22 protein-coding genes and 1 pseudogene are annotated in these 24,307 nt (G+C 71.6%); 9 read left to right on the top strand and 14 right to left on the bottom strand.

The features are described 5' to 3' along the window. Positions 1–156: 156 nt before the first annotated feature. Positions 157–309 (top strand): hypothetical protein, encoded by a 153-nt coding sequence (locus VGD70_RS05615; protein WP_331078803.1) that lies wholly within the window; start codon positions 157–159, stop codon positions 307–309. A 69-nt stretch (positions 310–378) separates the two neighbouring features. Here the strand turns inward: VGD70_RS05615 and VGD70_RS05610 are convergent, their stop codons facing one another. Further along, positions 379–1,038 (bottom strand): TetR/AcrR family transcriptional regulator, encoded by a 660-nt coding sequence (locus tag VGD70_RS05610; RefSeq protein WP_331078801.1) that lies wholly within the window; start codon positions 1,036–1,038, stop codon positions 379–381. Positions 1,039–1,083: 45 nt separating this feature from the next. Further along, the gene (locus tag VGD70_RS05605) at positions 1,084–2,334 is read right to left on the bottom strand and encodes an oxygenase MpaB family protein (protein WP_331078800.1); all 1,251 of its coding nucleotides are present in this window, start codon (positions 2,332–2,334) and stop codon (positions 1,084–1,086) included. A gap of 238 nt (positions 2,335–2,572) precedes the next feature. Between VGD70_RS05605 and VGD70_RS05600 the strand changes: the two genes are divergently transcribed. After that, positions 2,573–3,535: an amidohydrolase family protein gene (locus VGD70_RS05600; RefSeq protein WP_331078798.1), complete on the top strand. Its 963-nt coding sequence runs from the start codon at positions 2,573–2,575 to the stop codon at positions 3,533–3,535. 401 nt (positions 3,536–3,936) lie between these two features. Continuing rightward, entirely contained in the window at positions 3,937–4,575 is a 639-nt protein-coding gene (locus tag VGD70_RS05595) for a class I SAM-dependent methyltransferase (protein WP_331078796.1), read from the top strand. An 84-nt stretch (positions 4,576–4,659) separates the two neighbouring features. Here the strand turns inward: VGD70_RS05595 and VGD70_RS05590 are convergent, their stop codons facing one another. Further along, complete coding sequence (locus VGD70_RS05590; RefSeq protein ID WP_331078794.1) at positions 4,660–5,154, bottom strand: hypothetical protein; 495 nt, start codon at positions 5,152–5,154, stop codon at positions 4,660–4,662. 578 nt (positions 5,155–5,732) lie between these two features. Between VGD70_RS05590 and VGD70_RS05585 the strand changes: the two genes are divergently transcribed. The 3 genes from VGD70_RS05585 (at position 5,733) to VGD70_RS05575 (ending at position 9,302) form a co-directional block, all read left to right on the top strand. Next, complete coding sequence (locus tag VGD70_RS05585; protein ID WP_331078792.1) at positions 5,733–7,247, top strand: thiamine pyrophosphate-dependent enzyme; 1,515 nt, start codon at positions 5,733–5,735, stop codon at positions 7,245–7,247. Positions 7,248–7,420: 173 nt separating this feature from the next. Further along, entirely contained in the window at positions 7,421–7,804 is a 384-nt protein-coding gene (locus tag VGD70_RS05580; RefSeq protein ID WP_331078791.1) for a hypothetical protein, read from the top strand. A gap of 46 nt (positions 7,805–7,850) precedes the next feature. Continuing rightward, positions 7,851–9,302 carry a dihydrolipoyl dehydrogenase family protein gene (locus tag VGD70_RS05575; RefSeq protein ID WP_331078790.1) on the top strand — a complete coding sequence of 484 codons (1,452 nt, stop codon included), beginning with the start codon at positions 7,851–7,853 and terminating at the stop codon, positions 9,300–9,302. A 224-nt stretch (positions 9,303–9,526) separates the two neighbouring features. Here VGD70_RS05575 and VGD70_RS05570 read toward each other — a convergent pair. Both VGD70_RS05570 and VGD70_RS05565 read right to left on the bottom strand, forming a co-directional pair. Next, a pseudogene (locus VGD70_RS05570) lies at positions 9,527–9,733 on the bottom strand (CDP-alcohol phosphatidyltransferase family protein); the annotation flags it as partial. Between the two features lie 376 nt (positions 9,734–10,109). After that, the gene (locus tag VGD70_RS05565) at positions 10,110–10,871 is read right to left on the bottom strand and encodes a Crp/Fnr family transcriptional regulator (RefSeq protein ID WP_331078789.1); all 762 of its coding nucleotides are present in this window, start codon (positions 10,869–10,871) and stop codon (positions 10,110–10,112) included. A gap of 162 nt (positions 10,872–11,033) precedes the next feature. Between VGD70_RS05565 and VGD70_RS05560 the strand changes: the two genes are divergently transcribed. Continuing rightward, positions 11,034–11,396 carry a DUF427 domain-containing protein gene (locus VGD70_RS05560; protein WP_331078787.1) on the top strand — a complete coding sequence of 121 codons (363 nt, stop codon included), beginning with the start codon at positions 11,034–11,036 and terminating at the stop codon, positions 11,394–11,396. Between the two features lie 68 nt (positions 11,397–11,464). Here the strand turns inward: VGD70_RS05560 and VGD70_RS05555 are convergent, their stop codons facing one another. From VGD70_RS05555 to VGD70_RS05525, 7 genes are all read right to left on the bottom strand, one after another. Then, positions 11,465–12,274 carry a class I SAM-dependent methyltransferase gene (locus VGD70_RS05555; protein WP_331078785.1) on the bottom strand — a complete coding sequence of 270 codons (810 nt, stop codon included), beginning with the start codon at positions 12,272–12,274 and terminating at the stop codon, positions 11,465–11,467. Next, positions 12,271–13,908, bottom strand: a complete 1,638-nt coding sequence (locus VGD70_RS05550) for a radical SAM protein (protein ID WP_331078783.1) — start codon at positions 13,906–13,908, stop codon at positions 12,271–12,273. The genes VGD70_RS05555 and VGD70_RS05550 overlap by 4 nt, the downstream gene beginning before the upstream one ends. Positions 13,909–14,071: 163 nt before the next feature. After that, positions 14,072–15,166: a DUF917 domain-containing protein gene (locus VGD70_RS05545; protein WP_331078781.1), complete on the bottom strand. Its 1,095-nt coding sequence runs from the start codon at positions 15,164–15,166 to the stop codon at positions 14,072–14,074. Then, positions 15,159–16,781: a hydantoinase/oxoprolinase family protein gene (locus VGD70_RS05540; RefSeq protein ID WP_331078779.1), complete on the bottom strand. Its 1,623-nt coding sequence runs from the start codon at positions 16,779–16,781 to the stop codon at positions 15,159–15,161. The genes VGD70_RS05545 and VGD70_RS05540 overlap by 8 nt, the downstream gene beginning before the upstream one ends. After that, the gene (locus VGD70_RS05535; protein WP_331078777.1) at positions 16,781–18,103 is read right to left on the bottom strand and encodes a cytosine permease; all 1,323 of its coding nucleotides are present in this window, start codon (positions 18,101–18,103) and stop codon (positions 16,781–16,783) included. The genes VGD70_RS05540 and VGD70_RS05535 overlap by 1 nt, the downstream gene beginning before the upstream one ends. 4 nt (positions 18,104–18,107) lie before the next feature. Continuing rightward, positions 18,108–19,634 carry a hydantoinase/oxoprolinase N-terminal domain-containing protein gene (locus VGD70_RS05530; protein WP_331078775.1) on the bottom strand — a complete coding sequence of 509 codons (1,527 nt, stop codon included), beginning with the start codon at positions 19,632–19,634 and terminating at the stop codon, positions 18,108–18,110. Further along, the gene (locus VGD70_RS05525) at positions 19,627–20,730 is read right to left on the bottom strand and encodes a DUF917 domain-containing protein (RefSeq protein ID WP_331078773.1); all 1,104 of its coding nucleotides are present in this window, start codon (positions 20,728–20,730) and stop codon (positions 19,627–19,629) included. The genes VGD70_RS05530 and VGD70_RS05525 overlap by 8 nt, the downstream gene beginning before the upstream one ends. Positions 20,731–20,791: 61 nt before the next feature. Here VGD70_RS05525 and VGD70_RS05520 point away from each other — a divergent pair, with 61 nt between their 5' ends. Continuing rightward, on the top strand, positions 20,792–22,333 hold the full coding sequence (locus VGD70_RS05520; RefSeq protein WP_331078771.1) for a helix-turn-helix domain-containing protein: 1,542 nt from the start codon (positions 20,792–20,794) through the stop codon (positions 22,331–22,333). A 55-nt stretch (positions 22,334–22,388) separates the two neighbouring features. Here VGD70_RS05520 and VGD70_RS05515 read toward each other — a convergent pair whose 3' ends face one another. Continuing rightward, complete coding sequence (locus tag VGD70_RS05515) at positions 22,389–22,901, bottom strand: nuclear transport factor 2 family protein (RefSeq protein ID WP_331078769.1); 513 nt, start codon at positions 22,899–22,901, stop codon at positions 22,389–22,391. A gap of 29 nt (positions 22,902–22,930) precedes the next feature. After that, entirely contained in the window at positions 22,931–23,311 is a 381-nt protein-coding gene (locus tag VGD70_RS05510; RefSeq protein ID WP_331078767.1) for a DoxX family protein, read from the bottom strand. Between the two features lie 115 nt (positions 23,312–23,426). Here VGD70_RS05510 and sigJ point away from each other — a divergent pair. Next, positions 23,427–24,307 (top strand): RNA polymerase sigma factor SigJ (sigJ, locus tag VGD70_RS05505; RefSeq protein WP_331078766.1); only part of this gene is annotated, 881 nt, incomplete at its 3' end.

Genomic DNA, 24,307 nt, shown 5'->3' with positions numbered 1-24,307 from the left:
CACGAAGACCGACCCACGGAAACAGTTCTTCGGTTTCTTCGGTTCTTCCGGTCCGTACCCCGGGCACTGCCCAGCAGCTGTTCTCAACTGCCGACGTCACCGCACGTAGGTGGCAGCCGTGGCGTAGCCTGCCCCATCACGTCGTTGGAGGCCACCATGAACGCCGCGCAGTTCGGTGTCTTTCTCAGCCCGCGGTTCGACACGGTCAACTTCGTGCCAGAGCACGAAACCGCCGACCGGCTCGAGAAGTTCGGCACCGACGTCATTCCCGCGGCGCTCCAGCTCGCGGAAACGCGAGCCGGCCGATGACCGCGCGGGCGTTGCCCGAGGACCGCGTGATGCTGCCCGGCGACCGTCGCCACCCGATGCACAACCCCGTCAGCCGGACAGCGCCAGACCGTTGATGAGCACTTCGGCCACATTCTCGGCATACAGCTGCGCGGCATTCTCGTCCGCCGAGACCAGCTCCGGGCTCATCAAAGAGACGAGCCCGATCTGGCCGTACGGCGCGGAACCGCCAGAGGTCAGCAGGAAATAGAACACCTCGGGTGGGATGTTCTTGATTCTCCCTTGCTCGCGCAGCAAGGTGAAAACCGGCAGGAAACGTAATCGGATGGGCTCGACGTAGTTGTGGTAAAGATATTCCAGCCGATCCGTGGCGGCACTGCCCTCCATCGTGACAAGGCGGGCGAGATAGGGCCGCGTCGCCGAATACTCGATGAAACTCCGGGTCAGCACCCTCAGCCGCACCATGGGGTCGGCCGACTCGTTGTCCGCGGCCTCCAGATACTCGACGAGCGGGCGAAAAGCCCAGTCGACGGCGGCGCGCCACAGGTTGGCCTTCGAACCGAAGCGCTGATAAAGCAGGTTGCGGCTGGCGCCCAGCTCGTCGTTCACCGTCCGCAGCGACACCCCGTTGTACCCGTGCACCGAGAAGGCCTCGATCGCCGCCGCCATCATCTGGTCGGTCGGCGCGACCTGTTCGTCCTTGCGTGGACGTCCTCGTGGGCGGGCCACATGTGGCGGCGTTTCGGGCATGCGACCACCTTTGGCGGGTAGCTGGTGCACAGAGCGTTGGTTCGATTACCGGGTGAGCTTGTCGACGGGCGTGAACTTCGCCTCGCCGCCCTCGAGGTTCTTGCTGAGGAACTCCTGACGAGCGCGCCGGTTGGCCCGGTCGATCCACCCGGCCATTCCGGGAACGTGCCGGCGCAGGGTCTCGCGGGTGAAGTTCGGGATTACCCGGGCGAGCGGCGCGAAACGCCACAGCCCGGGGTCGGGCAGACCGCTGCGGCGGAAGCCCTCCTTTCCCAGGTAGAAGCGCGCGTGACCGAGCTGTGCGTTGAACCGGAGTGTGCCATAGACCCGGCGTGGCCCCCGTGCGTCGGCCGCGGGCCGGAAGGTGTCCATGAACGACCGGCACAGTTCGTCGGAGTCCTTGCCAGGCTTCGGCGCCTCCGAGAGCGCGAGCAGCAGCTGGGCCAGAAAGCCGTCGGTCACCGTCTCCGGATACCACGGCGCCTCGGCACCCATGAGGTAACCGACATAGCGCCAGTGGTGCATCATGGCGGCGACGTCGTCGTCGGTGGGCCGGTACCCGATCAGTTTCAGCTGCTGGCCCGGAGCGAACGAGCTGAGCAGGAGCGTCCCGAACATCCCGAACTGGCTGATCGGCACGCCCAGCTTGGCCCGGTCCCATTCGGGGTGCGGCAGCAGGGTGTGGCGGATCATCGAGTGCAGGGTGCGCACGAGCACCGCGGAGCGGCGTCCCACGCCGCCGGGTCGCATCGCGCCGGGCTCGGTGGTGTCGGTCCAGAGGCGGCAGGTCTCCAGGAACCGGCCGAACGCCGACCCGCCGGTGTAGGCGCCGGTCATCGCGAGCGGCTTGGTGATGGTCTCCAGCGTGTACCCGTTGAACGTGACCATGCCGAAGTACGGGTACAGCTCCTTGTACCGGCGGAAGACCTCGGCGCCGTGTTCGACCTTCGCCCAGTCCACCCACTCGGGGTCGGTGTCGATCTGCGCGAACAGCGCCACCAGCTCCGGCGACGGATCATTCACGCTCTCGATGCCGTCCCGCAGGGCCTGCTCGACGTCCTTCCTGGCGCGCCCCTTGCCCTTCGGCGAGGCGAACGCCGCGTCGATGTAGGCGTCGCCGAGCCGGTCCCCCGTGTTCATCGCCCGCCCGAACGCGGTCGCGAGCTCCTCGGGGACGTCGAGGTGGCCCTTGGCGACGCGTTCGAGCTGCCGCTTGACCGAGCGTCCCGGAGAACTGTCGACGGCGTGGAAGTAGGAGAAACACTCGGGGATGGAGACGTCGGCCGACCGCGTCATCGATCTCACCTCATTCAGGTTGTCGGGTCAGTGCCTGCGGGACACGGCGTGCCTCCACGTAAGCCCGACAGTGCCACCGTACGACATTAAAGTGTCGTCCGTCAATTTATGCTCTCCTCATGATCCCACCGGTTCCGCAAGTCGTACCCAAGATCGAGTCACCCGATCGAGCGAATAAAGTGACGATCAACAGTTAAGTGCTAGGGTCGACCGCACAGCGAGGTAGAGGAGCGTCGTCGTGCCGGGTCAGCGTCTCGATGTCCACACTCACGCCATGCCGGAGGAGGCCATGGCGGCGGTCGCGCGCCGCGGGTTTCAGCCGACAGGCGGGTACAAGATCTCCGTCCGGTGGACACCGGAGGCCGCACTCGCCTACATGGACCGGCAGCAGATCGCCGCCCAGATCGTCTCCATGCCGATGACGTTCGCCGGGTCGGCCGACGACCCGGACTTCGGCACCCGCCTGTCCCGGATGATCAACGAGGGCAACGCGGAGCTGATCGCGAAGCACCCCGACCGCTTCGGCGCCTTCGCGACACTGCCGGGCGACGGCCCCGACGAGGCGTTGGCGGAACTCGGCCACGCCCTGGACGAGCTGCGGCTCGACGGAGTGGTCCTGACCTCGAACGTGCTGGGCCGCTACTTCGGCGATCCGTCCCTCGAGCCGGTGCTGGCCGAACTCGCCCGGCGGGAGGTGCCGGTCTTCGTGCACCCGACCGACTGCCCACACATCGACGTCCTGGGCTTCGGCCGCCCGAGCTCGATCGTCGAGTTCCCGTTCGACACCGCGCGCACCATCGCCAACGCCCTCTACACCGGTGTCTTCCAACGGCATCCGCGGCTGCGCCTGATCCTCGCCCACTGCGGCGGTGTGCTGCCCACCCTCGGCTGGCGGATCGGCGAACACACCGTCATGGGACGCGGACCGGACGACGCGGACATCGATCCCGCACACGTGGCGGACGTGCTGCGCGGGCTCTACTACGAGACGGCGCTGGCCGGCAGCCGCAACTCGCTGCTGCCGACACTCGAGGTCACCACCGCGGACCACATCCTCTTCGGCACCGACTGGCCCGCCGCGCCGGAACCCACGGTCGTACAGAACATCGCCAACCTCACCAGCTTCGCCGGCTTCACCACCGACGAACTCCGAGGCGTGGAGCGGGACAACGCCCTGCGCCTGTTCCCCCGCTTCGCCTGATCACGAGCCGGCAGTTCGGGCGTCGACCTCAGCGGTCATCGGCACGCCGGGACGACATGCCGGTCCAGGGCCGACGCCGTGGTCGCCAACCTTGGCGCCCGGTCCGGCCATATCGCTCAGCACTGACCGAGCGGGTGGTGTCCGCCCGGTGAACGGGCTCACCAGCGCGCCGAGCGCTACAACCCAGGCGCTGACCGCGACCGCTGGCCGTGGCGGGCGCCGTGGTCGTGGGCGTCGGCGCGTGGGCGCGGCTGACGCAGCACTGGCAGGCAAGGTGCGCCTACGGCATCGGGCCGGACGGGACGCCGATGCCGTTGGCGTCCCGGCCGGGTAGTGCCGAGGGGAAATAGTGCTTCATCACCTCGCCGGCGATGCGGCGCCGGTGACTAGAGTCGCCGGCTGTGACCGAAACAGCCTCCTACCTCAGCGCGACAGCGAAAGCCTATGACTCCGTAGCCGTCCGCTACGCGGAGTTCGTCCGAGGAGCGCTCGACGACATGCCGCTGGATCGCGCGGTGCTCGCCGCATTCGCTGACTTCGCGCGGACCGCCGGCGCCGGGCCTGTCGCCGAGCTCGGCTGCGGCCCCGGCTACCTGACGGCGCACCTGCGGGACCTGGGACTCGCCGCCTTCGGTATCGACCTGTCGCCCGTGATGATCGACCTTGCCCGCGAGACCTACCCCGGCCTGCGCTTCGAGCTCGGTTCGATGGACGCCCTGGACCTGGCCGACGGCGAGCTGGGCGGCATCGTGTCCTGGTACTCGATCATTCACACTCCACCACGGGAACTGCCGGCCTATTTCAGCGAGTTCCGCCGGGTACTGGCCCCAGGTGGCCACCTCCTGCTCGCCTTCTTCGAGTCTGAGGGCGGCCCGGTGACCACGTTCGACCACAAGGTCGCGCCCGCCTACCGGTGGCCGATCGACGACCTGACCGCGTTGGCCCGCGACGCCGAGTTCGTCGAGCTCGGCCGGATGCTGCGTGAGCCCGGCGAGGAGGAGCGATACCGCCGGGGTCATGTGCTGCTGCGTCGGCCGTAGAGCCCCGGGGATCCCGGCCCCACCGGTCAGGCACTCTGCGGCGTTCTCCGCCGCTTGTCGCCAAAGCCTCGGGACGAGACACCCTCAACCGGCCGCTCCGCCGAGTGCCGCGCTGATCCCCACGATGATCACTCCGCCGAGCATGATCGAGGCCAGCGAGCGGACGAAGCCGGTGTTGAAGAACCGCCAGCGAATCCAGGACAGGGCCAGCAGCTCGAAGGCGATCACGATGATCGCGACGACGAGGGCGACCTGGAGGTTCGGCAGCAGGAACGGCAGCGTGTGCAGCGCGCCGCCGAGGAACGTCCCGGCGCCGGTGATCGATCCGCGCAGGTACGGGTTGCCCCGCCCTGTCTCATCGCCGGTGTCCGACAGCCCTTCCGAGAAAGCCATGCTGACCCCGGCGCCGAGGGCGGTCGCCAGTCCCGCGAAGAACGCATAGTGCGGCTGGTGGGTAGCCAGCGCCACGGCGAAGATCGGGGCCAAGGTCGAGAGCGAGCCATCGATCAGGCCGACCATCGCCGGCTGCGCCCGCTGGAGCAGAAACGACTGATCGCTGCCCGCGACGTGCTGGTCCACAATGCTGGTCATGCTGCTCCTCTGCGGTGGCGTCGGTCCTGCGCGGCATCGATGCGTCGGACCTCGGTAAGTCGACGACCATTCGTGACGATGGTCGCGCCCGGCGGCCCCGACGTCTGCACCACCAGCCGGACTCTGGTGATGCCGCTGGCCGGACTCCCGGCCTGCCAGGTAGCCGCTACCCGGCGCGCGGCCGGTGCAGGACGTCGCCGGGCATGACGAGTACGGCGACACCGCCGCGGCCGAGCGCGTGCTGGCCGGCGATGCGGCCGGCCCGGCCCTACTGCTGCTGGCCGGAGTCCCGCGATTCCCGCTAGCCGGTAGGCGTGTTGGCCGCTGGTGGCAACGACAGTCGGACCGCCAGCCGCAATCGTGGGTAGTGAGGAGCAAGTACGCCTGGGACACGGCGTGCGAGAACGCCGGTGCCGGAGGTGCTGCCGCACGCCCAACTGGTGCGCGCGACCGTGCCGACGGTCCGGTCCGGTGCGGTCGGTGACCCACCACGACCACCTCGGCGACCACAGCCTCACCGCGGCAGGGGCCATCGGCACCGAAGCCCACTCTGGAGGTAACGGCGAATGTCGTTCAATGTCTCTGATCTCATCGTCGAGACGCTGAAGAACGCTGGTGTCCGCCGGGTCTATGGGTTGCCAGGTGACTCACTGAACGGCTTCACCGACGCGCTGCGCCGCGACGGTGCCTTGTCGTGGGGGCACGTCCGGCATGAGGAGGCCGCGGCGTTCGCCGCGGCGGGGGACGCGGCGACCACCGGTGGGTTGGCTGTGTGCGCGGCCAGTTGCGGGCCGGGCGACCTGCGGCTGATCAACGGACTGTCCGATGCGCACCGTTCCCGGGTTCCGGTACTCGCGATCGCCGCGCATGCCCCGTCGAACGAGATCGGGGGGAACCGTGTGCGGGAAACCCATCCCGAGGAGTTGTTCCGGGAGTGCAGCGTCTACTGCGAGCTGGCCTCGGCCGCCACGCAGTTCCCGTACGTCCTGGACATCGCGGTACGCACGGCGGTGGAGAAGCGAGGCGTGGCCGTGTTGGTGGTGCCAGGCGATGTCCTGCTGGCCGAGATCCAGCGCCCTGCGACGGTGTCCACCATCCGGCCGGCTTCGCTCGTGGGCCGTCCCGGTGGCGCTGAACTGAGGCGGGCAGCGGAGGTGCTCAACCGGTCGGAACGAGTGACCATCCTGGCCGCGGCCGGCTGTGCCGGCGCGCCGGGGTTCTCCTCGGGACACCACGCGATGGAGCAGTGCGACACCTTGCTGATGCTGGGCACGGACTTCCCGGTCAAGGACACCATCGAGGCATTGCTGCCCACACTGCGGACCAAGACCGACAGCACGCACCTGGACCGGACGCACCACGCGACGGCCCCCGAGCGACTCGACGAACGCCCGGTCAACGACCGCGCCCGGACACCGACGCATCCGCGGTTCGTGGTCACGACGGTCAACGAACTCGCCTCCGAGGGCGCTGTGTTCCTGGCCGACGTCGGCTCACCGCTGATCTGGGCCGCCCGGTACCTCCAGCTGACCGGCCGGCGTCGGCTGATCGGCCCGTTCGACCACGACACGATGGCCAACGCGATTCCGCGGGCGATCGGTGTGCAGTCCGCGCAACCCAGCCAGCAGGTGATCACCTTCTCCGGCGACGGCGAGCTCGCGATGATGGTGGGTGAGCTGGTGACTCTCCAGCAGCTCGGGTTGCCGGTCAAGATCGTGCTGTTCAACGGCGGCGCGCTGAGCTGCGACGAACTGGAGATGAAGGCCGCCGGCCCGGTCGACCACGGCACCGACCTCGACAACGCGAACTTCGCCGCGGTGGCCCGGGCACTGGGCATGCATGGTCAGCGCGTAGCACGGCCGGACGAGTTGTCCGCTGCGCTACGAGCCGCGTTCGACCACGACGGAGCGGCGTTGGTGGAGGTCATGACGGCCCGCCAGGAGTTGTCCATGCCACCCACCATCACCGTCGAGCAGGTCGAGAACGTCACCATCGACGCGACACGGACCGGGTTGTCGGGTCGAGGTGACGAACTCATCGACCTGGCTACCACGAACGTCACCCGGCGGATCTTCTCCTGAACCCGCGCGGCTTCGCGGCGGTTACGGTGAACGCGGTTAGCCGACCGCGGCCCGGGCCCGACCGTGATGCGAAGGACCCGCGGCGGCCCAGCGTGTTGTCAGCACGCTGACAGTGACCGCGCGGATCGCGGAGTTCCGCGGTGCACTGGCGGCGTACGCACGAAAGGAGCGCCGTGGCCACCAGCAACCAGACCCCGCCCACCTCGGCGAGACCGGAGACCGATCGGCTGCCGGTGTGGCGGATCGGAGTGACCGGAGGTCTGGTCGGCATTCTGTGCTGTGTCGGTCCCACGGTACTGGCGCTGCTGGGCATCGTCAGTGCGGGCACGGCGTTCGCCTGGGCCACCACCCTCTACGACGACCACGCTTGGTGGTTCCGGCTCGGCGGACTCGCCGTGCTCGTCCTGCTCGGGTGGATCTCGCTGCGACGACGCGACCAGTGCAGCATCGCGGGCGTGCGGCGCTGGCGATGGCGGTTGCTCGGTATCGTCGCCGTCGCCGCGGCCACCTACGGGGCGTTGTACGCCGTCACCACCTGGCTGGGCACGTTCGCCTGAGCCCCGCGCGTGGCCGGAGTGGCGGGACCGATGCGGGGAGGATGGCGTGGCGGGAACCTACGACCTGGTGGTCGTCGGCGGCGGCACCGCGGGGATCATCGCCGCCAGGACCGCCGGCCGGCTCGGCGCCCGGGTGGTCCTCGTCGAGCGCGACCGGCTCGGCGGCGACTGCCTGTGGACCGGCTGCGTGCCGAGCAAGTCCCTGATCGCCGCCGGCCGCACCGCGCACACCATGCGGGCCAGCGGGCCGTACGGGATCACCCCGGTGCGACCGCGGGTGGACTTCACGGCGGTGCTGGCCCAGGTGCGGCGGGCGATCGCACGGATCGAGCCGGCCGACTCGCCCCTCGCGCTGACCGAGACCGGCGCCGAGGTGCTGTTCGGCACCGCCGTGTTCACCGGGCCCGGCGAGGTGAGGGTCGACGGGGTACCGCTGCGGTTCCGGCGCGCCGTGGTCGCGACCGGCTCCTCCCCCACCCTGCCGCCGGTGCCCGGCCTCCGTGAGGTCGACCCGCTGACCAGTGACTCGGTGTGGGACCTCGAGGAGCTGCCCGCGCACCTGGTCGTGCTCGGTGGCGGCCCGATCGGATGCGAGCTGGGGCAGGCCTTCGCCCGGCTCGGCGCCGAGGTGACCGTCATCGAGGCGACGGACCGCGTCGTACCGAACGAGGAGCCGGCCGCGAGCAGCGCGCTCGCGGCGGCGCTGGCGGCCGAGGGCGTCCGGGTCCGCACCGCCACCACCGTCACCGCAGCGACGAGGTCCGCCGGCGCCGCCGGGGTCGAGCTGACCGTCACCGGCGCCGGCGGCACCACCGTGGTGCGCGCCGACCGGATTCTGGTCGCGACCGGGCGCCGGCCCCGCACCACCGAGCTGGGGCTGGCCGACGCCGGTGTCCGGCTGGACGACCAGGGCCGCGTCGTCGTGGACGCCACCCTGCGCACCACCAACCACCGGATCTACGCCGCCGGTGACATCGCCGCCACACCGACGGGGACGTTGCTGTTCACCCACGTCGCGGGCATGCACGGCAGCATCGCCGCCACCAACGCCGTGCTCGCCCGCACCCGCCGCATCGACCAAGACCGCATTCCCCGGGTCACGTTCACCGACCCGGAGATCGCCCACGTCGGCCTCACCGAGTCCCGCGCCCGGCAGCAGTACGGCGACGTGCGGGTCCGGCTCGTCGGCCACGAACACCTCGACCGGGCGATCGTCGAGGAGGACACCCGCGGGTTCACCCAGGTGGTCCTGGACGACAAGGGGCGGGTGCTGGGTGCCACCATCGTCGCGCCGCGCGCCGGGGAGATGATCGCCGAGCTCACCGCGGTGATCGCCCGCCGCGGCCGGCTGCGCGACCTCGCCTCGGTGGTGCACGCCTACCCCACCTGGGGCGGTGCCGTGTGGCAGGCGGCGGTGGCCGAGGCCGACGCCGCGCTGCGCACCCCGCGCATGCGCCGCGTGGTCCGGGCGCTGCTGGCGCTGCGCCGGATGTCCTGACCGGGCGCGGCAGCCCGGTCACCGCGCCCGTGTGCGTGGCGGAGCACGGCGCGTCCGGTCAGGACCGCCTGCAGAACCGCGGCGGGCCGGAGCAGGACGGGCCGCGGCGCGTCGATCATCCGGCCGCGGCCGACGCTGCCCGTGGTGACCGCCAGGGCCGGCAGCACCCAGGCCAGCACGGCGGCGGCACGCAGCCGGGCGTCGGGTTCGTGGCGCAGCGCGAACCACGTCCAGAAGGCGGCGTCGGCCAGGGCGTCGGCGGACGCCCCGAACGAGGTCTCGGTCCCGAGCTTGCGGGCGATACGCCCGTCGGCGAGGTCGCTGGCGAGGGCGAGCACCGGCAGCCACCACCGGTGCGCCTGGGTGGGGAGGTTGGCGCGGGTCAGGGTGATCGCGTTGGCCCAGCCGATCGACCGGTGCTGGTCGAGCATGCCGAGGTGAGTGGCCGCCAGCAACCAGCTCACGACCGTCCACACCGGACCACCATGGGCCCGTCGCGCGAAGCCGAGGTGGAGTGCGGTGATCTCGAGCAGCGCCCGCGGGCGCAGCCGCGCCTGCCGGATCGACCGCCGGGTCGCGGCGGCGAAGAACCTCGCCCACGCCCTCGATCGCCAGCGCCCGTCCCGCAGCCCGGTCAGCAACTCGTCGGTGGCCGCGCGGCTGCTCGAACCGGCGCTCACCGCGGATCGACCGGCCGGTGGGCGACGACCCGGCGCACCGGCAGCGCGTCGGCACGGGCCCGTACCAGCGGTTCGCGCCCCGCGGCATCGGAGGCACGACTGGCCGCCCGCGTACCGGTCACCACCGTCAGCCGGCGATCGCGAGCAGGCCGGGGCGGTCGAGAATGCCGATGGCCGCGTAGCGCACCGCGATCAGCCCGTTGCGCTCGAACTCCTTGAGGATCTTGTTCAGCGACGGGCGCTGCACCCCGAGCATCGCGGCCAGCGTCCGCTGCGGCAGCCCCACCACCGCCCCGGACGACCCGTCCGCCGCACCGTCCGCCGACTCGTCCAGCAGCAACGCCGCGACCTGCTGGCTCAACGAGCGGCCCAGCAACCCGATGATCCGCGCCTGGCTGACCGCGAGCCGTTGCGCCACGCTCGACAGCCACCGCCGCGTGATGTGCCCGCTCTCGGCCAGCAGCCGCTCGAAGTCGTCGGCACCCAACGACAGGACGGTGCACTCGTCCAGCCCCCGCCCGGTGTAGGGCATCGGCATGTCCAGCAGGTGCTGGATGTCGCCGTCGACATCACCGGGCTGCAGCACGTGCACCACCGCGCGGCGCCGCCCCGACCCGACCGACAGCTCGACCCGGCCCCGCCGCACGATCCACACCCCCTCCGCGGCAACACCTCCGCGGAACACCACCTCACCCCGCTCGTACGTTCTGGTGCGCAGGGTCGCGGCAAGGGCGGTCACGTCGTCGTGACCCAGGGGCGCGGTCTCGCCCCGGCCGACGCAGCGAGCGACCCAGGCGGCCTGCCGGATCGCCAGCTCGGCCGCCGGGCCCGTCCCCAACAGCCGCATGGTCTGCTGCATCGCCGCGGCAGGCAGTCTCGACAGGGCCATGCCGCCATCCTGGCACCGCGTCCGCTCGCCGGCCCCGAACCCGGTGGAAGACTGTCAGCCAGGTGACACACTCGCCGAGCCCTGTCACCGGGCTGACACTTCTCGCCGCCTTGCCCGTGTCGCGGTGGTGACATGGACACCCCGACCATCAGGAGGAGTGTCATGTTGCGTGCGGTGTGGAACGGGATCGTGCTGGCCGAGGCACCCCGCGCGGTTCGGCTCGAGGGAAACCTCTACTTCCCGCCCCGCTCGCTGAACACGGCCTACCTCGTCAGGAGCCGAACCAGGACGCTGTGCCCGTGGAAGGGTCTGGCCAGCTACTACGACCTGACCACCGAACAGGGAACGCTGAAGGACGTCGCGTGGTACTACCCGCACCCCAGCCCGATGGCGCGGCGGATCAAGAACCACGTCGCGTTCTACCCCGACGTCACCGTCCACGGTGAGCCCGAACCGCGCTCCGAAGCCGACCGCGGCCTGCGCGCGTCCGTGGCGCGGTTCCTCGACCCGTCCCGCGCCTCGTGACGGGGGCAGCACGCCGCGGATAACCGAACGGCCGGTCGCACGGTGGCGCGGCCCCGCGGACGGGTAGGTCAGTCGCCGGCGTGCGCGCCGACCGGTTTCTCGGCGACCAGCAGCGCGTAGCCGATGAGCCCGTCCGCCGCCGCCCGTCTGGCCAACGCCGTGTACCGGTGCACCGCGGCCACGTCCACACCGGCGTCGGCGAGCCGTGCGGGCGCGGTCAGCCGTGCCAGCCGCAGCCGGGCGTCGATCTCGTCGATCATCCGCGTGATCGCGGCGTCGTGGCGTTCGGTGTGTACGGTGCGCAGGCCCGCCCCGGCCAGAATCGCCGAGTAGCCGGCAAGCGGCCGGGCGTCGGCGATGCAGGCCACCCACGCCGCCACCGTGGTCAACTCCTCGGGCAGGCCCTCCTCGGCGATCGTGACGTCGGTGATCCCCACCCGGCCGCCCGGCCGCAGCACCCGCGCGAACTCGGCCGCCGCGGTGGCCTTGTCCGGGAACGTGCAGAACGCGCACTCACACACCGCCGCGTCGAAGACGCCATCGGGTAACGGGATCCGCTCCGCGTCACCGGCGTGGTGACGCACCGAGGCCGCCAGCCCGGCGGCCTCCGCCGCCGCGCGCGCCTTGTCCACAGTGGACACCCCCAGGTCCACGGCGTCGACCCGCACCCCGAACTCCGCCGCCAGCAGCCGCGCCGTGGCACCCGGCCCGGCGGCGACGTCGACGACCCGCTGGCCGCCCCGCAGGCGCAGCCGGCCGGCCAGGCGCCGGGTCAACGCCAGCCCACCCGGGTGGTAGGACTCGCCCAGCAGCAACGCCACCGCGTCATTGTCATAGGACGCGGCGCAGCACGCCTTGACCTCGTCCGCCGCGCTCACTTGTCCACCGCCCGCCGCCCGACGTTGGTGGCGTCCGGCGCGACAACCGGGCGACTCCCGTCACGGGCCGTCTTCGAGCCGTAGGGCGAGTCGACCAGCAGTGGCGCCAACCCGGTCGCGTTGGGCACCACGTCGGCCACCGGAACACCCGACATCCGCTCGCGGACCTGCTCGCGGTACCCCACAGAGTTGTAGGCACAGAAGGGGATCAGCCGGCCGTCCGGGGTGATCTCCTCCACGCAGCACTTCATCAGCTGCTTGACGTTGAGCGTGTACGGATCCTGGAAGTCCTGCACCACGATCATGAACGCCCGGTCGGTGAGGTTCGCCAGCGCGTCGGGCAGGTTGACCCCGCACGCGTCCGCGCAGTCCAACGCCTCAGCGGTGGCGCGGAGCCTGTCCTCGGTGGTCTGGGTGCCCATGAACGCCGAGGCGCTCCACAGCTTCTCCAACGCCTCGCGCACCGCGTAGTCCGGCACCACCCGGTTGGACACGTAGTCCAGGTAGTCCTCCACCCGCAGCAAGCGCGGGATCGGCACCACCCCACCGTGCCAGCGGAGCCGGCTCCCGGGATCATCGGCGGCAGGCTCCCCGGGGGTGCCGTCGGTGAGCAGGTAGGTGATCGAGCGGCACGTCGGAAAGCAGCACGGGACGGGGAAGAAGTCGCTGGTCACGAACCAGTCCGGCCGCTGCGCGGCGACCAGCTCGATCACGTCGGAGTTGGTCAGCCGAGTCAGCGGATCGAACTGCACGTGGCGCCCGGAGTGGGTCACCGGTTGGAACGACACCGACCGCACCGCCGGATGCGCCAGCCCGAACTCGACGATGTCACCCAGCTCGTGCTCGTTGAGGCCCCGCTCGACCGCGGCCACGAGCGTCACGGTCAGGCCGGCGGCCGCACAGTTGTCCAGCGCCCGCAGCTTGCGGTCCCGCAGGTCCTTTCCCCGGATCTCCAGGTGGGTCCGTTCGTCGAAACCGTCGAACTGCAGGTAGATGTTGATCGACTTCCCGCCGCGGCCGTTGCGCTCCCCCAACGCGTCCACGAACCGCCGGTCGGTGGCGAGCCGGATGCCGTTGGTGTTGAGGTTGACGTTGCGGATCGGCCGCTGCTGGGCGAGATCGATGAAGTCGAGGATGTGTCGGTGGATCGTGGGCTCTCCACCCGAGAACATCACGACCTCCGCCTCGCCCTCGGACTCGACGAACACGTCCAGCATTCGCGCGCACTGCGCAAGGGTGATCGCGTAGCCGTCCGGCTGGTGCCCGGAGTCGGCGAAGCAGATCGGGCAGTCCAGGTTGCAGCTGGTGTTGACCTCGATGATCCCCAGGCACGCGTGCTGTTTGTGCTCCGGGCACAGGCCACAGTCCGACGGGCACCCGTCCCGCACCTCGGTCTGGAACGTGAGCGGGATCGTCCCGGGCTTGTTGAACCGCGCAGAGTCCACATAGGCCTGTGCGTCGCCGTACACCAGCGCCTCGAACCACCCGTGCTCGGCGCAGCGCTTACGCAGGTACACCTTGTTGTCCCGAATGTTCACCTGCGCGTCCACCACCACCTTGCACACCGGGCAGACACTCTTGGTGTACTCGACGAACACCTCGTCCCGCTCCCGCTTGCTCACCACACGCGCCACCGCCTCGAGTCCGTGACCACCTCGCCATACTCCAGCAGCGATCACCCGCGCGCGCAGGCCGAGTGTCAGCGGCCAGACATTGTGGCCTTCCGGGCTTCGTGGCAGCGCGGTCGCCGATCCCGCCCGTTTCCCGACCGGCCACTCCCGCGCTGTGCGCCCGTGATCACGTGGGGAACCCTGTCGGTCCGCCGCGTGAGTCGGTGGCTGGGAGTGGCTGGTAGTCGTGGTCGTAGCCGAAGTACCGGGGGCCGACCAGCTCGAGTCCCGCCGGGGTGGTCCACCGGGGGTCGCAGTCGACGGCCAGCACGGTGACCCGGTTGCCGTAGCGCATGGTCTCGGTGGTGATCGGCTCGCCGGAGTCGGTTTCCAGCACACAGATCAGGTCGGGGGTCGTCGCCACCACCTTGCCGTCGCGTTCGGCCAGGAGGTACTCGTTCTGGAACGACAGGCGCAGCTCGCCGTCCTCGCCGACGACGGTGGCGTCGCCGCGGGCGAAGCCGCCGGTGGTGGCGCGGTGCACGTCCACCACCTTGCCGCCGATCAGCCGGACACCACCGAGCAGGTCGGCGACCGCGGTGACCGGGTCCGCGTGCTCGGCCCGGGCGGTGCGGACGGCCGCGCCGAGCCGTTCGGCCAGTGTGATGGTGCCGGCGACCAGGCCGTCGGTGAGCTGCGCGCCGGTCATGACGGTGTCGGCGGTGAACACCGAGCACCCCGTGGCAACGCAGACCGCGCGGGCGATGCGTTCCGCCCACAGGTTGGACACCGCGTGGAGCACGAGCGTGTTGCCCTTGTCGTCGGTGACCGCCATGGGACAGGTGGGGATGCCGACGAGCGTGGGCAGCACCATCTGCGCTTCGGGGAACGCCCGCCCCATGGCGTCGCCGTCGACGACCGGGAGTCCGGTCTCGGCGGCGAGGGCGAGCGGCACGAGCGAGTTCATACCGCCGATCTCGATCGGCACGAGGTGCGTCGCCGCGGTCCCGGTTGCCTGCTCGAGTGCGCGCAGCGCGGTGCGCGTCTCGGTGCCGTTCGGCAGCTTCTCCTGCCCGACCGTCGGTGCGCCCAGCATCGAGACGGGGACGACCACCGCGTCGGGCGGGACCTCGTCGACCGTGACCAGGCTGACGGGGCCGCACCGGGTGATGGCCGCCTCCGCGAGGAGCCGCCCGACATAGGGGTCGCCACCGCCGCCGGTGCCGAGGATCCCCGAGCCACGGGCGATGTCGTCGAGGGCATCGAGGCCGATCTCACGCAATGGGCGCCCCCACCGGCCGAGCCGCGCGGGTCCGGACGCGGTCGAGGTCGAGGTCCCCGACCGCCTTCACCCGCACCCGGGTGGCGCCGCCGGGCAGGTAGGCCAACGGCACCTCGTCGACCTCGACGATCTCGACGCTGCCCGGCCGTGCGCCCGCCGACTCGGCCTGCGCGATCGCCTCGGCCTTGGCTTCGGCGAGCACGTGCGCGCGGGCGCCGTCGGCGATCGGGATGACCCGGTCGAGCTCGCCGCCCACCTTGGCGATGGCCGCTCCGATCGCGTTGGCGACGTCGAAGTGGTCCGGGCGCCGCACGTCGGGCAGGCCCGGCAGCGTGTCGGGCAGCACCACGCTGCCGCCCCCGACCAGCACGACCGGGAGCGGGGCGGGCGAGGTGCGCATCCGGTCCACCGCGTCGGCGATCCGCTCGTTGACCCTGGCGAGCACGGCCCGCGCCCGAGCCTGGTCGAAGCAGCGGACCAGGGCGGTGGTCGTACCGACGCGGGTCAGCCCGGCGGCGACGGCCACGTCGGTCAGGGTGAGCACGTCACCGCCGAACACCAGCGCCCTGCTGGGCAGCGCGAAGCCGACGCTGTCCGGCCCGACCATGGTCCGCTCGCCGTGGGAGAAGTCGTGGACGAGGCTCCCGCCGCCGATGCCGAGCGAGAGCACGTCCGGCATCCGCCAGTTCGTGCGGATGCCCGCGATGTCGGTGGTCGAGGCCGTCTCGCGGGGGAAGCCGCCGACGAGCATGCCGATGTCGGTGGTGGTGCCGCCGACATCGATCACGGCGCAGTCGGCGACACCGGACAGGAACCCCGCGCCCCGCATGGAGTTCGTCGGTCCGGACGCGAACGTCGCGGCGGGGAACCGGCGCGCGTACTCGACGTCCATGAGGGTGCCGTCGTTCTGGCTGAGCAGCAGCGGGGCGGTGATGCCGACGTCGGCGAGCGCGGCGGTCAGCGCGTCGGCGAGCTCGTCGGCCAGGTCGACCAGCGCGGCGTTGAGGACGGTGGCGTTCTCCCGTTCCAGCAACCCGATGCGGCCGAACTCGTGGGAGCAGGACACGCGCAGCTCCGGCACCTCGGCGCGCAGAAGCTGTGCCGCCTGCTGTTCCATGGCCCCGCTCACCGGCGCGAACACCGACGACACGGCGACCGACCGCACCCCGGCCGCGGCGAGGTCGCCCGCGACCCGGCGCAGCTCGTCGGGGTTCAGCGCGGACAGCTCGCTGCCGTCGTACTCGTACCCGCCGTGGCACAGGTAGGTGCGGTCGCCGACGGCCGAGCGCAGCCGCTGCGGCCAGCCGGTCAGCGGCGGGACCGCGGCCGTGGCGGGCAGGCCGAGGCGGACCACCGCCGTCGGGGCCAGGCGCCGGGCCTGCACCACCGCGTTGGTGAAGTGGGTGGTGCCGATCATGACGGCGGTTATCTCGCCCGGCTCGAACCCCTCCGGCGCGTCGTGGAGCAGGTCGCCGATCGCCGCGACCACACCGGCGGTGACGTCGCGGGTCGTCGGTGTCTTCACCGCGGCCACGACCCGCACCTCCGTGTCCTGCCTGCCGGACAGGAGGACGGCGTCGGTGTTGGTGCCGCCGACATCGATGCCGACGCGCACTACTCGGCGTCCTCGGGGGACGTGGTGACCGCGTGTTCCCGGGTGCCCCGCACCAGTCCGGCCTTGCCCGCGACGAGGTAGGCGACGCCGGCCACCACGAGGGAGTTGAGCGCGGGGATGCCGAACTGCACCTGCTCGGTCCACCAGCCGAGCACCGCGGCTCCGATCCAGATCACCAGCGTGGCGGGCACCCAGCCGGGCTCGGTGTCCGGGAGCGTGCCGCGGGCGCGGGACTCGTCGAGCGCCGGGCGCCAGCGGCGCACGAGGAAGTACTCGGCGACCATGATCCCGGCGATCGGCGGCATCGTCACCCCGAGCACGGTGAGGAAGTCGGCGAACCGGTCCAGGATGCCCATCGCCGAGAGCACCGTGCCGACGACGCCGATCACCAGCGTCGCCAGCACCCGGTTGACCCGCACGCCGAACACCGTGGACAGGGTGTTGACGAACCCGAGCGAGGAGCTGTAGAGGTTCCAGTCGTTGATCTTGACGGTCGCCGAGACCAGGATGATGATCCCGACGGTGCCCGACGTAGCCGCGAAGATCGCCACCACGTCCGCCGACTTGATCGCGTAGGCGAGCAGGACCCCGACCAGGCCGAGCACGTACTGGCCGAGCGTGATCGAAACGGCCGTCTGCTTCACCACGTCCGCGGTGGTGCGGTTGAACCGGGTCATGTCGGGGGTGAGCACCGCCCCGGCGATGTAGGAGCCTGCCACGATCGTGGCGCCGGTGGCGATGGACATCGGCTCGCCGAACGGCTCGGCGCCGAGCAGGTCGCCGAGGCTGTGCTTGGACAGCTCACCGACGATCGACCAGCCGGCCAGCAACAGGAACGCGGGCACCGTGAGGTAGGCGATCCACGCCATCCACCGGAACCCGTACACCACGAGCACGGTCACCGCGAGCCCGGTCACCACCGACCACACCCACACCGGCACCCCGTCGACCAGGGCGTGCAGCCCCTCCGCGAAGATCGCGTTCTGGATGCCGAACCAGCCGATCAGGCTGGTCGCGACGACCAACCCGATCAACGCGGAGCCGAGCCGGCCGAAGCCGGTCCACCGCGCGAGCACCGATGTGGACAGTCCCTCCCGGACACCGGCGATCCCGGTGAAGATCGCGACCAGCTCGAGGACCACCGACCCGAGCGTCAGCGACCAGAACGCGCCCCAGAACGACATCCCGGCCCCGAGCGTCGCGCCGAGCAGGAACACGGTCAGGTCGGACAGCTGCCCGAACCGTTGTACGGCAACGGTCCACCACGGGTAACGCGTCCCTTCCGGCACGCGGTCCAGCGCGTAGTCGTCGGCACCCAGCATCGAGTCAGATCCCTTCCCTGCCGCCAAGTCGCGGCACCGTCGGCCGCCTGTCGCCTGCCGCGCTCGACGCGGCCAACCCTGCCCTCGGCGGTCCCTCGGCACGTGCCAGGAGCGCGACCGCGGGCTCCGCGAGGTAGCTCAGCGGCGTCTCCTCGACGAGTCGCACCCGGGTGCGACGAGGGTCCGCGCCGGCGCGGACGGCCGCGGCTCGCGCGGTCTCACACACGGCTTCCCGGGTCGCGGCCGCGTCGTCGCTCACCGCCATGATCCGCTCGGCCTCGCCGCCCACCAGTGCCGCGCCGACGCCGATCGCGGCCGCGGCGGGCGCCCACGGGGGGCAGCGCACGCCGACCGTGCCGGTCAGCCGGGGCGGCAGGGCGGCGGCGAGCTCCTCCGCGCCGGGACCACCGAGCAGCAGGGGCAGATCGGCGGGCGCGGTCTTGGCTCGGTCGATGGCCTCGGACAGCGCACGAGAGTCGACGGCCCCCTCGGAGTCCGGGTCGTCACCGCGCCGGGCAGGCACCTGGGCGACCATCCGCAGACTCGTCGGCACGCCGGCGATCGTCGTGTGTCCCGAGGTCAGCCTCGGCAGGCCGGCGGTCGCCGCGCAGATCACGGGCGCGGCGCCGTCCGCCCGCGTCAGCGCCACCAGCGCGTCCTGCTCGCCGGCGAGCAGGGCCGCACCGTGGACCGTCGCGGCCGCCGCGCCGCCGCAGAGTGCCAGCGGGTGTGTCACGGCGTAGTCGAGGGCCATGGTCGTGCCGTCGTTGCGTGCCACGAAGACCTCGGCGTGCCCGAGGCCGTGCGCCACCAGGATGTCCTGCAACGCGGCGGCGTCCCGGCTCGCCGGGCCCGTCATCGCCGCCTGGAGCACGGTGGCGTTCTCGCGCTCCAGCAGGCCGGTCCCGCCGATCTCGTGCGACAGCAGGATCCGCACCGCGCCGCCGAGCTCCTTCTCCAGGATCGCCGCCGCGGCCAGCTCGTGGCCGGGCTCGAGGGAGGCGAACACGCCGGTGACCGCAACGGCCTCGACCCGGCCCGCGACGGTCCGCGCGAAGTCGGCCAGGCCGGCCTCGTCGAGGGGCTCCAGCTCGGTCCCGTCCAGCCGCGCGCCGCCCGCCACGCAGGTGCTGGCGAGCACGAGCTGGTCCCGGAACTCCGGCGGCCACAAGGCGAGCGGGGGCACCGCGGTGGTGGCCGCGCCCAGCCGAACCGCCGCGACCAGCCCGCGCCCGCCGAGCCAGGACCGCCACGGTGCCGTGCTCGTGTGTGGGAACGCCATCAGCCCGTCGACCTGGCTGAACGCGAACGCGACCCGCTCGATGTCGGCCGCTGTGCAGCCGCTCACCTGCGCCAGCAGGGGGCCCAGCACCGCGGTCAGCGCGACGTCGGCTGTCGGCCACCCGGTCAGCCGCGGCATGGTGACGGCGACGACGCCGTTGCCCGCGTCCATCAACGCCCCCGCGACCTGGTCGCCGTCCACCGCGATCCCCAGCCGGTAGCCGACGGACCGCTGATCGAACTCAGACATGGTGTGCCGCCAGGGGGGCGTAGTCGAGGCACAGGCCGAAGGCGCGCGGCCCGACGAGCCGCAGCGCCGCCGGTTCCCGCCACGCCGCCGGGCACGGCAGCGCGAGCACCACGACCCGCATCCCGTAGCGCAGCTCCCTCACCGGCACCGGGTCTCCACTGTGGACATCGAACATGGTGATGATGTCCGGCACCGCGGCGAGGAGCTCGCCGTCCTCGAGCACCGCGTGGTACTCGTGGCCGGCCTCCAGCCGCAGCCAGCGGCCCTCGTCGCGGTTGACGCCCTCCAGCAGGATCGTCCGGCGGGAGTTGGTGGCGAGCGTCGCGGTCGCCTTGTTCTTGATCGGGTGCACCCCGGTCACCCGGCACTCCGCCAGCCGAGCCCCGCCGAACTCGTCGGCGAGCCGGTCGGCGGCGGCGCTCGTGGACGCCGCGTCGCGGGCGGACTCCTCGAGGATGGCGCCGATGCGCAGCGCCTTGCTGAGTGACCCGTCGACCACGGCGCCTGCCGCCTGCTCGACGGTCATCACGTACTCGCTGCTCACCGCGCGGTTGCCGAACGCCGTCACGACGTTGCGCGCGAGCCGCTCCAGCCACTCGCCGGACTCCGCCTGCACCACGACCACGCGCTCGTGCTCGTCCGCGAGCACCGACGGACTCGCGGTGATCCCGGCGAGCTGCATGGCGACCTGCTCGACGCCGGGAAACGCGCGGCCCATGCCGTCGGCGTCCAGCAGGGGCAGGCCGGCGTTGGCCGCGAGCGCGACCGAGGCGGGGCCGTTGGTGCCGCCCACCTCGGTGCACATCAGCGCCGCGACGGGGCGCCCGAAGTGGGCCTCGACCTGGCGGCGGATGGCGGCCGCCTCGCGGAAGGTGCCGATGCGCTCCGCGAACACGTCGGGCGCGCCGAGCAGCGCGCACGGCATCACCAGCTCGTCCGCCGGCAGCTCGGAGAGCTCGACCACCCGCACCGGGCCGTGCTGGGCCACGGCGTGCAAGGCCACCGGTAACGACTGGCCGGCCGGTCCGCCACCACCAGCCCCCAGCACGTCGCAACCCAGGGCAAAAGCGGCAAGGCTGGCCTTGTCGAAGTCCACCTCGCCATGTTAGTAAGCTCGTCACGCAGCGTGCTTAGTCTCGTACAACAGGAATTGGGCCGTGTTTATCGCGCAACCACAAGCCGCGAACCAGGCGGCAAGCATCCGCGAGCTGCTGTCCGCGCCCGACCTCTCCGCGCTCGCGCTGCTCGCCGGCGACCCGACCAGGATCGTGCGCTCGGTGCGCGTCGTCGCCGAGCAGCGCGAACTACGCACGCTGACCACCGACGAGCTGGCGATCGTGCTGCCCACGGCGTCCGGCCAGGCCCAGGGGCACCAGTTCGACGTCGCACTCCGGGACACCGCCGCCACCGGCGCGGCGGCGGTGGTCCTGACCGGCATCGACGCCGACTCGGTCGAGCCGACCGCCCGGCGCATCGCCGACCGCTACGCGTTCGCCCTGCTCTGCGCGCCACCCGAGGCCGAACCCACCCGGCTCGTGATCGCCGTGTCGCGGGTGCTCGGCGGGGACGCGGGCAGTGCCCTGGCGCGCATCGACGCCGCCCGCCAGCAGATCGCCAAGGCGGAGACGGCGGATCGGGACAAGCCGGCCGCGATCCTCGCCGCCGCCGCGGGGGCGCTCGCCACCGAGGTCACGGTCCGCGACCCCGACCACGCCGAGCCGACCGCACTCGTCGAGGTGGACGGGGTCGCCGAGGGTTATGTCACGGCCACCGTGCCCGAACGGCCGCGTGGCGCCTGGGTGGTCGCGGCACACACGGTCGTGCGACTCGCCGCGGACGCGTACGCGCGGGCTGTCGCGGAGAGCAGGCGAAGCGAACTGGCCCCGATCCACGACCGCGGCCGGCTGCTCGGCGAGCTGCTCCTCGCGCCGGAGTCCGAACGTGCCCCGCTGGTGGCGCGTGCCAGGGCGCTCGGCGTCGCGGTCGACGGCTGGCACCAGGTGCTGCGGTTCGAGCTGTCCTCGTCGCTGCACGAGCCCGCGAGCAGGGACGCGGCCAGCACGGGCCAGGTCGAGGCCGTCGGCAGCACCGCGCTCGACGCGGTCCGGGCCGGCGGCGGCGACGGCTGGCACGGCACCCGGATCGGCGGCGACGTGCTGCTCGTCCGCACCAGCGGGACCAAGCCCGGGCAGTCGGCGGCCCGCATCGCCCACGCCGCGGCGACCGCCGCGCTCGCCGCGGTGCGGGAACGGTTTCCCGGGCTCGTCGTCCGGTGTGGCATCGGCGGGGTGTACCGGCGCGCGGAGGGGCTCCGCACGTCCGCCACCGACGCGAGGGCCGCACTCGCGGCGACCCGCCAGTCCACGCCCCCCAGGGACGTCATCGCGATCGACGCGCTCGGCCTGAACCGGATGCTGGTCGAGTGGTACGCCTCCGACACCACCCGTGCCTCGGTCGACGACCTGCTCGCCCCGCTTGCCGAGCTGGGCCCGCAGGCCGCCGAGGACTCCATCCGCACCCTGCAGTCCTACCTCGACCACCAGGGCTCGCCGGTCAAGGCCGCCAAGGACCTCAACGTCCACCCGCAGACGATCGCCTACCGGCTGCGCAAGATCACCGCGCTGCTGCACGTCGAGCTCAACGACCCCGAGCAGCGGCTCGCGCTCCAGCTCGCCTGCCGCGCCTGGCTGATGCGCTGACCCGGCCGGTCGGCAGCACGGCTCACCGGCCGGCGACTCACCTTCCCGGCCGGAATCAGCCGCCGCGAACAGGTCGGCCGGAGAGAGACCCGGCAGACTCGTTCTCGGTCGGCGGGTTGGCGGGCGCCCCCGCCGCGTGGGGCGCCGAACCCGCCAGCGGAGTGGTGTCGAGGTATCTGACCTCGTAGACGCGCTCCGCGAACCTCCAGCCGTCCGGGGTGCGCTGGTAGCGGTCGTGGTACACGGAGTAGTTCAGGTGTGAGCTGCCGTCGCGCAGGCGCCCGAACTCCGCGATGTAGGCGCGGCCGGCCGCGGTGTCGCCCTCGAGCTGGATCGTGCCCGGGTGCGCGTTCTGCACGAAGAACTCCCAGTGCCCCTGCAGCCGCTCGATCCCGGCGCGGATCTTCTCCCGGCCGACGAACTCGGCGACGTCGGGGATCCGCCACATCCCGTCCCGGGTGAACAGCGACGCGAGGCGGTCGAAGTCACGCATCGTCCCCGCGTCGGTGAACTCGCCGCGCAGCGCCTCGATCTCGACGCGGTCAGCGATGGTCTGAAGGTTGCTCATCGGTTCCTCCTTGTCACATCGAAAACGGGTCAGCCCGTGAAGGACTGGGGGCCGAAGCGGCCCCACGCCACGAAGCCGGCCAGGGCGAGCAGGACCAGGTTCACCACGATTGCCTGGGCCTCGTGCCGGCGGAGGTGCGTGATCGTCGCGCCGACCATCAGCACCACCAGACCGACGGCGGCCAGCGGCACCAGAACCGGCACGAGGTCGAGCGCCGCGGGCAGGATCAGGCCCACCGCGGCCAGGACCTCGAGGGCGCCGATGGCCTTGACGGTGCCGGCGCCGAAGTCTTCGACCCATTCCCAGCCGGAGGCGGCCAGCTTCTCCTTGGGCCGGATCAGCTTCACGGCGCCGCTGGCCAGGGAGCCCACGGCCAGCAGTCCCGCAACGATCCACAGAGAGATGTTCATGACCAGTACGACGACGCAGTCCCTCGTAATGTGAGGTGACGCGCCGACCTCACATTTCGGTGTGCTGTCTCGTCTACCTGGTGACGGCGGATACGACCAAGGGAGTCGGCGACACATGAGCACGCAGTCCGAGCCGGGAGCCGGCCGGCTCGATCCGGGCCTGAGCGCGATCATGAGCGAGCGGCGTCAGCTGATCAATCTCGCGTACCGGCTCCTCGGCTCCCTGGCCGACGCCGAGGACGTCGTCCAAGAGACCTACGCCCGCTGGTACGCCATGTCCCAGTTACAGCAGCAGGCCATCGAATCCCCCGGCGCCTGGCTGACCAAGGTCGCCAGCCGCATCTGCCTCGACCTGCTCGGCTCGGCACGGGCCCGGCGGGAGCGCTATGTGGGCGAATGGATCCCCGAGCCGCTGCCCGAACGGACCGAGTGGGCCGCCGGGCGGTCGGGCGGCACCACCGTCGACCCGGCCGACCGAGTCACCCTCGACGAGTCGATCAACATGGCCTTCCTCGTCGTGCTCGAGTCGATGACCCCGGCCGAGCGCGTCGCGTTCATCCTGCACGACGTCTTCCGCTACTCCTTCGCCGAAGTGGCCGAGATCGTCGGCCGTACGCCGGCGGCATGTCGCCAGCTGGCGTCGTCGGCCCGCCGTCGCGTTCGCGCGTCGCGGGCTCCCGCCACTCCCACGGCCCAGCGTGCCGACATCGTCAGGAACTTCAAGCAGGCGTGGGAAGCCAAGGACATCGACGCCCTCATCGGCCTCCTCGACCCCGACGCCACGGCGATCGGCGACGGCGGCGGCCTCGTCAGCGCCAGCCTCCGCCCGATCGAAGGCGGCGAGCAGATCGCGCTTTACTTGGTCGATATGGCCGGCAGGGCAGCCAACCTGACGTTCCTGGAGCGGACGGTCAACGGTGAGCCCGGTGTGGTGGTTCAGCAGGACGGCGTCACCGCGGTGGTGATGGCGTTCGACGTCGCGGACGACCGGATCAA

The organism is Actinophytocola sp., from assembly GCF_036402745.1.
GTDB lineage: Bacteria > Actinomycetota > Actinomycetes > Mycobacteriales > Pseudonocardiaceae > Actinophytocola.
This window is presented reverse-complemented; position numbering and strand designations above follow the sequence as displayed.

Coding starts and splice junctions, on each gene's coding strand:
- VGD70_RS05615 (WP_331078803.1), top strand. CDS start 157: ATGAACGCCGCGCAGTTCGGTGTCTTTCTCAGCCCGCGGTTCGACACG.
- VGD70_RS05610 (WP_331078801.1), bottom strand. CDS start 1,038: ATGCCCGAAACGCCGCCACATGTGGCCCGCCCACGAGGACGTCCACGC.
- VGD70_RS05605 (WP_331078800.1), bottom strand. CDS start 2,334: ATGACGCGGTCGGCCGACGTCTCCATCCCCGAGTGTTTCTCCTACTTC.
- VGD70_RS05585 (WP_331078792.1), top strand. CDS start 5,733: ATGTCGTTCAATGTCTCTGATCTCATCGTCGAGACGCTGAAGAACGCT.
- VGD70_RS05565 (WP_331078789.1), bottom strand. CDS start 10,871: ATGGCCCTGTCGAGACTGCCTGCCGCGGCGATGCAGCAGACCATGCGG.
- VGD70_RS05560 (WP_331078787.1), top strand. CDS start 11,034: ATGTTGCGTGCGGTGTGGAACGGGATCGTGCTGGCCGAGGCACCCCGC.
- VGD70_RS05535 (WP_331078777.1), bottom strand. CDS start 18,103: ATGCTGGGTGCCGACGACTACGCGCTGGACCGCGTGCCGGAAGGGACG.
- VGD70_RS05530 (WP_331078775.1), bottom strand. CDS start 19,634: ATGTCTGAGTTCGATCAGCGGTCCGTCGGCTACCGGCTGGGGATCGCG.
- VGD70_RS05515 (WP_331078769.1), bottom strand. CDS start 22,901: ATGAGCAACCTTCAGACCATCGCTGACCGCGTCGAGATCGAGGCGCTG.
- VGD70_RS05510 (WP_331078767.1), bottom strand. CDS start 23,311: ATGAACATCTCTCTGTGGATCGTTGCGGGACTGCTGGCCGTGGGCTCC.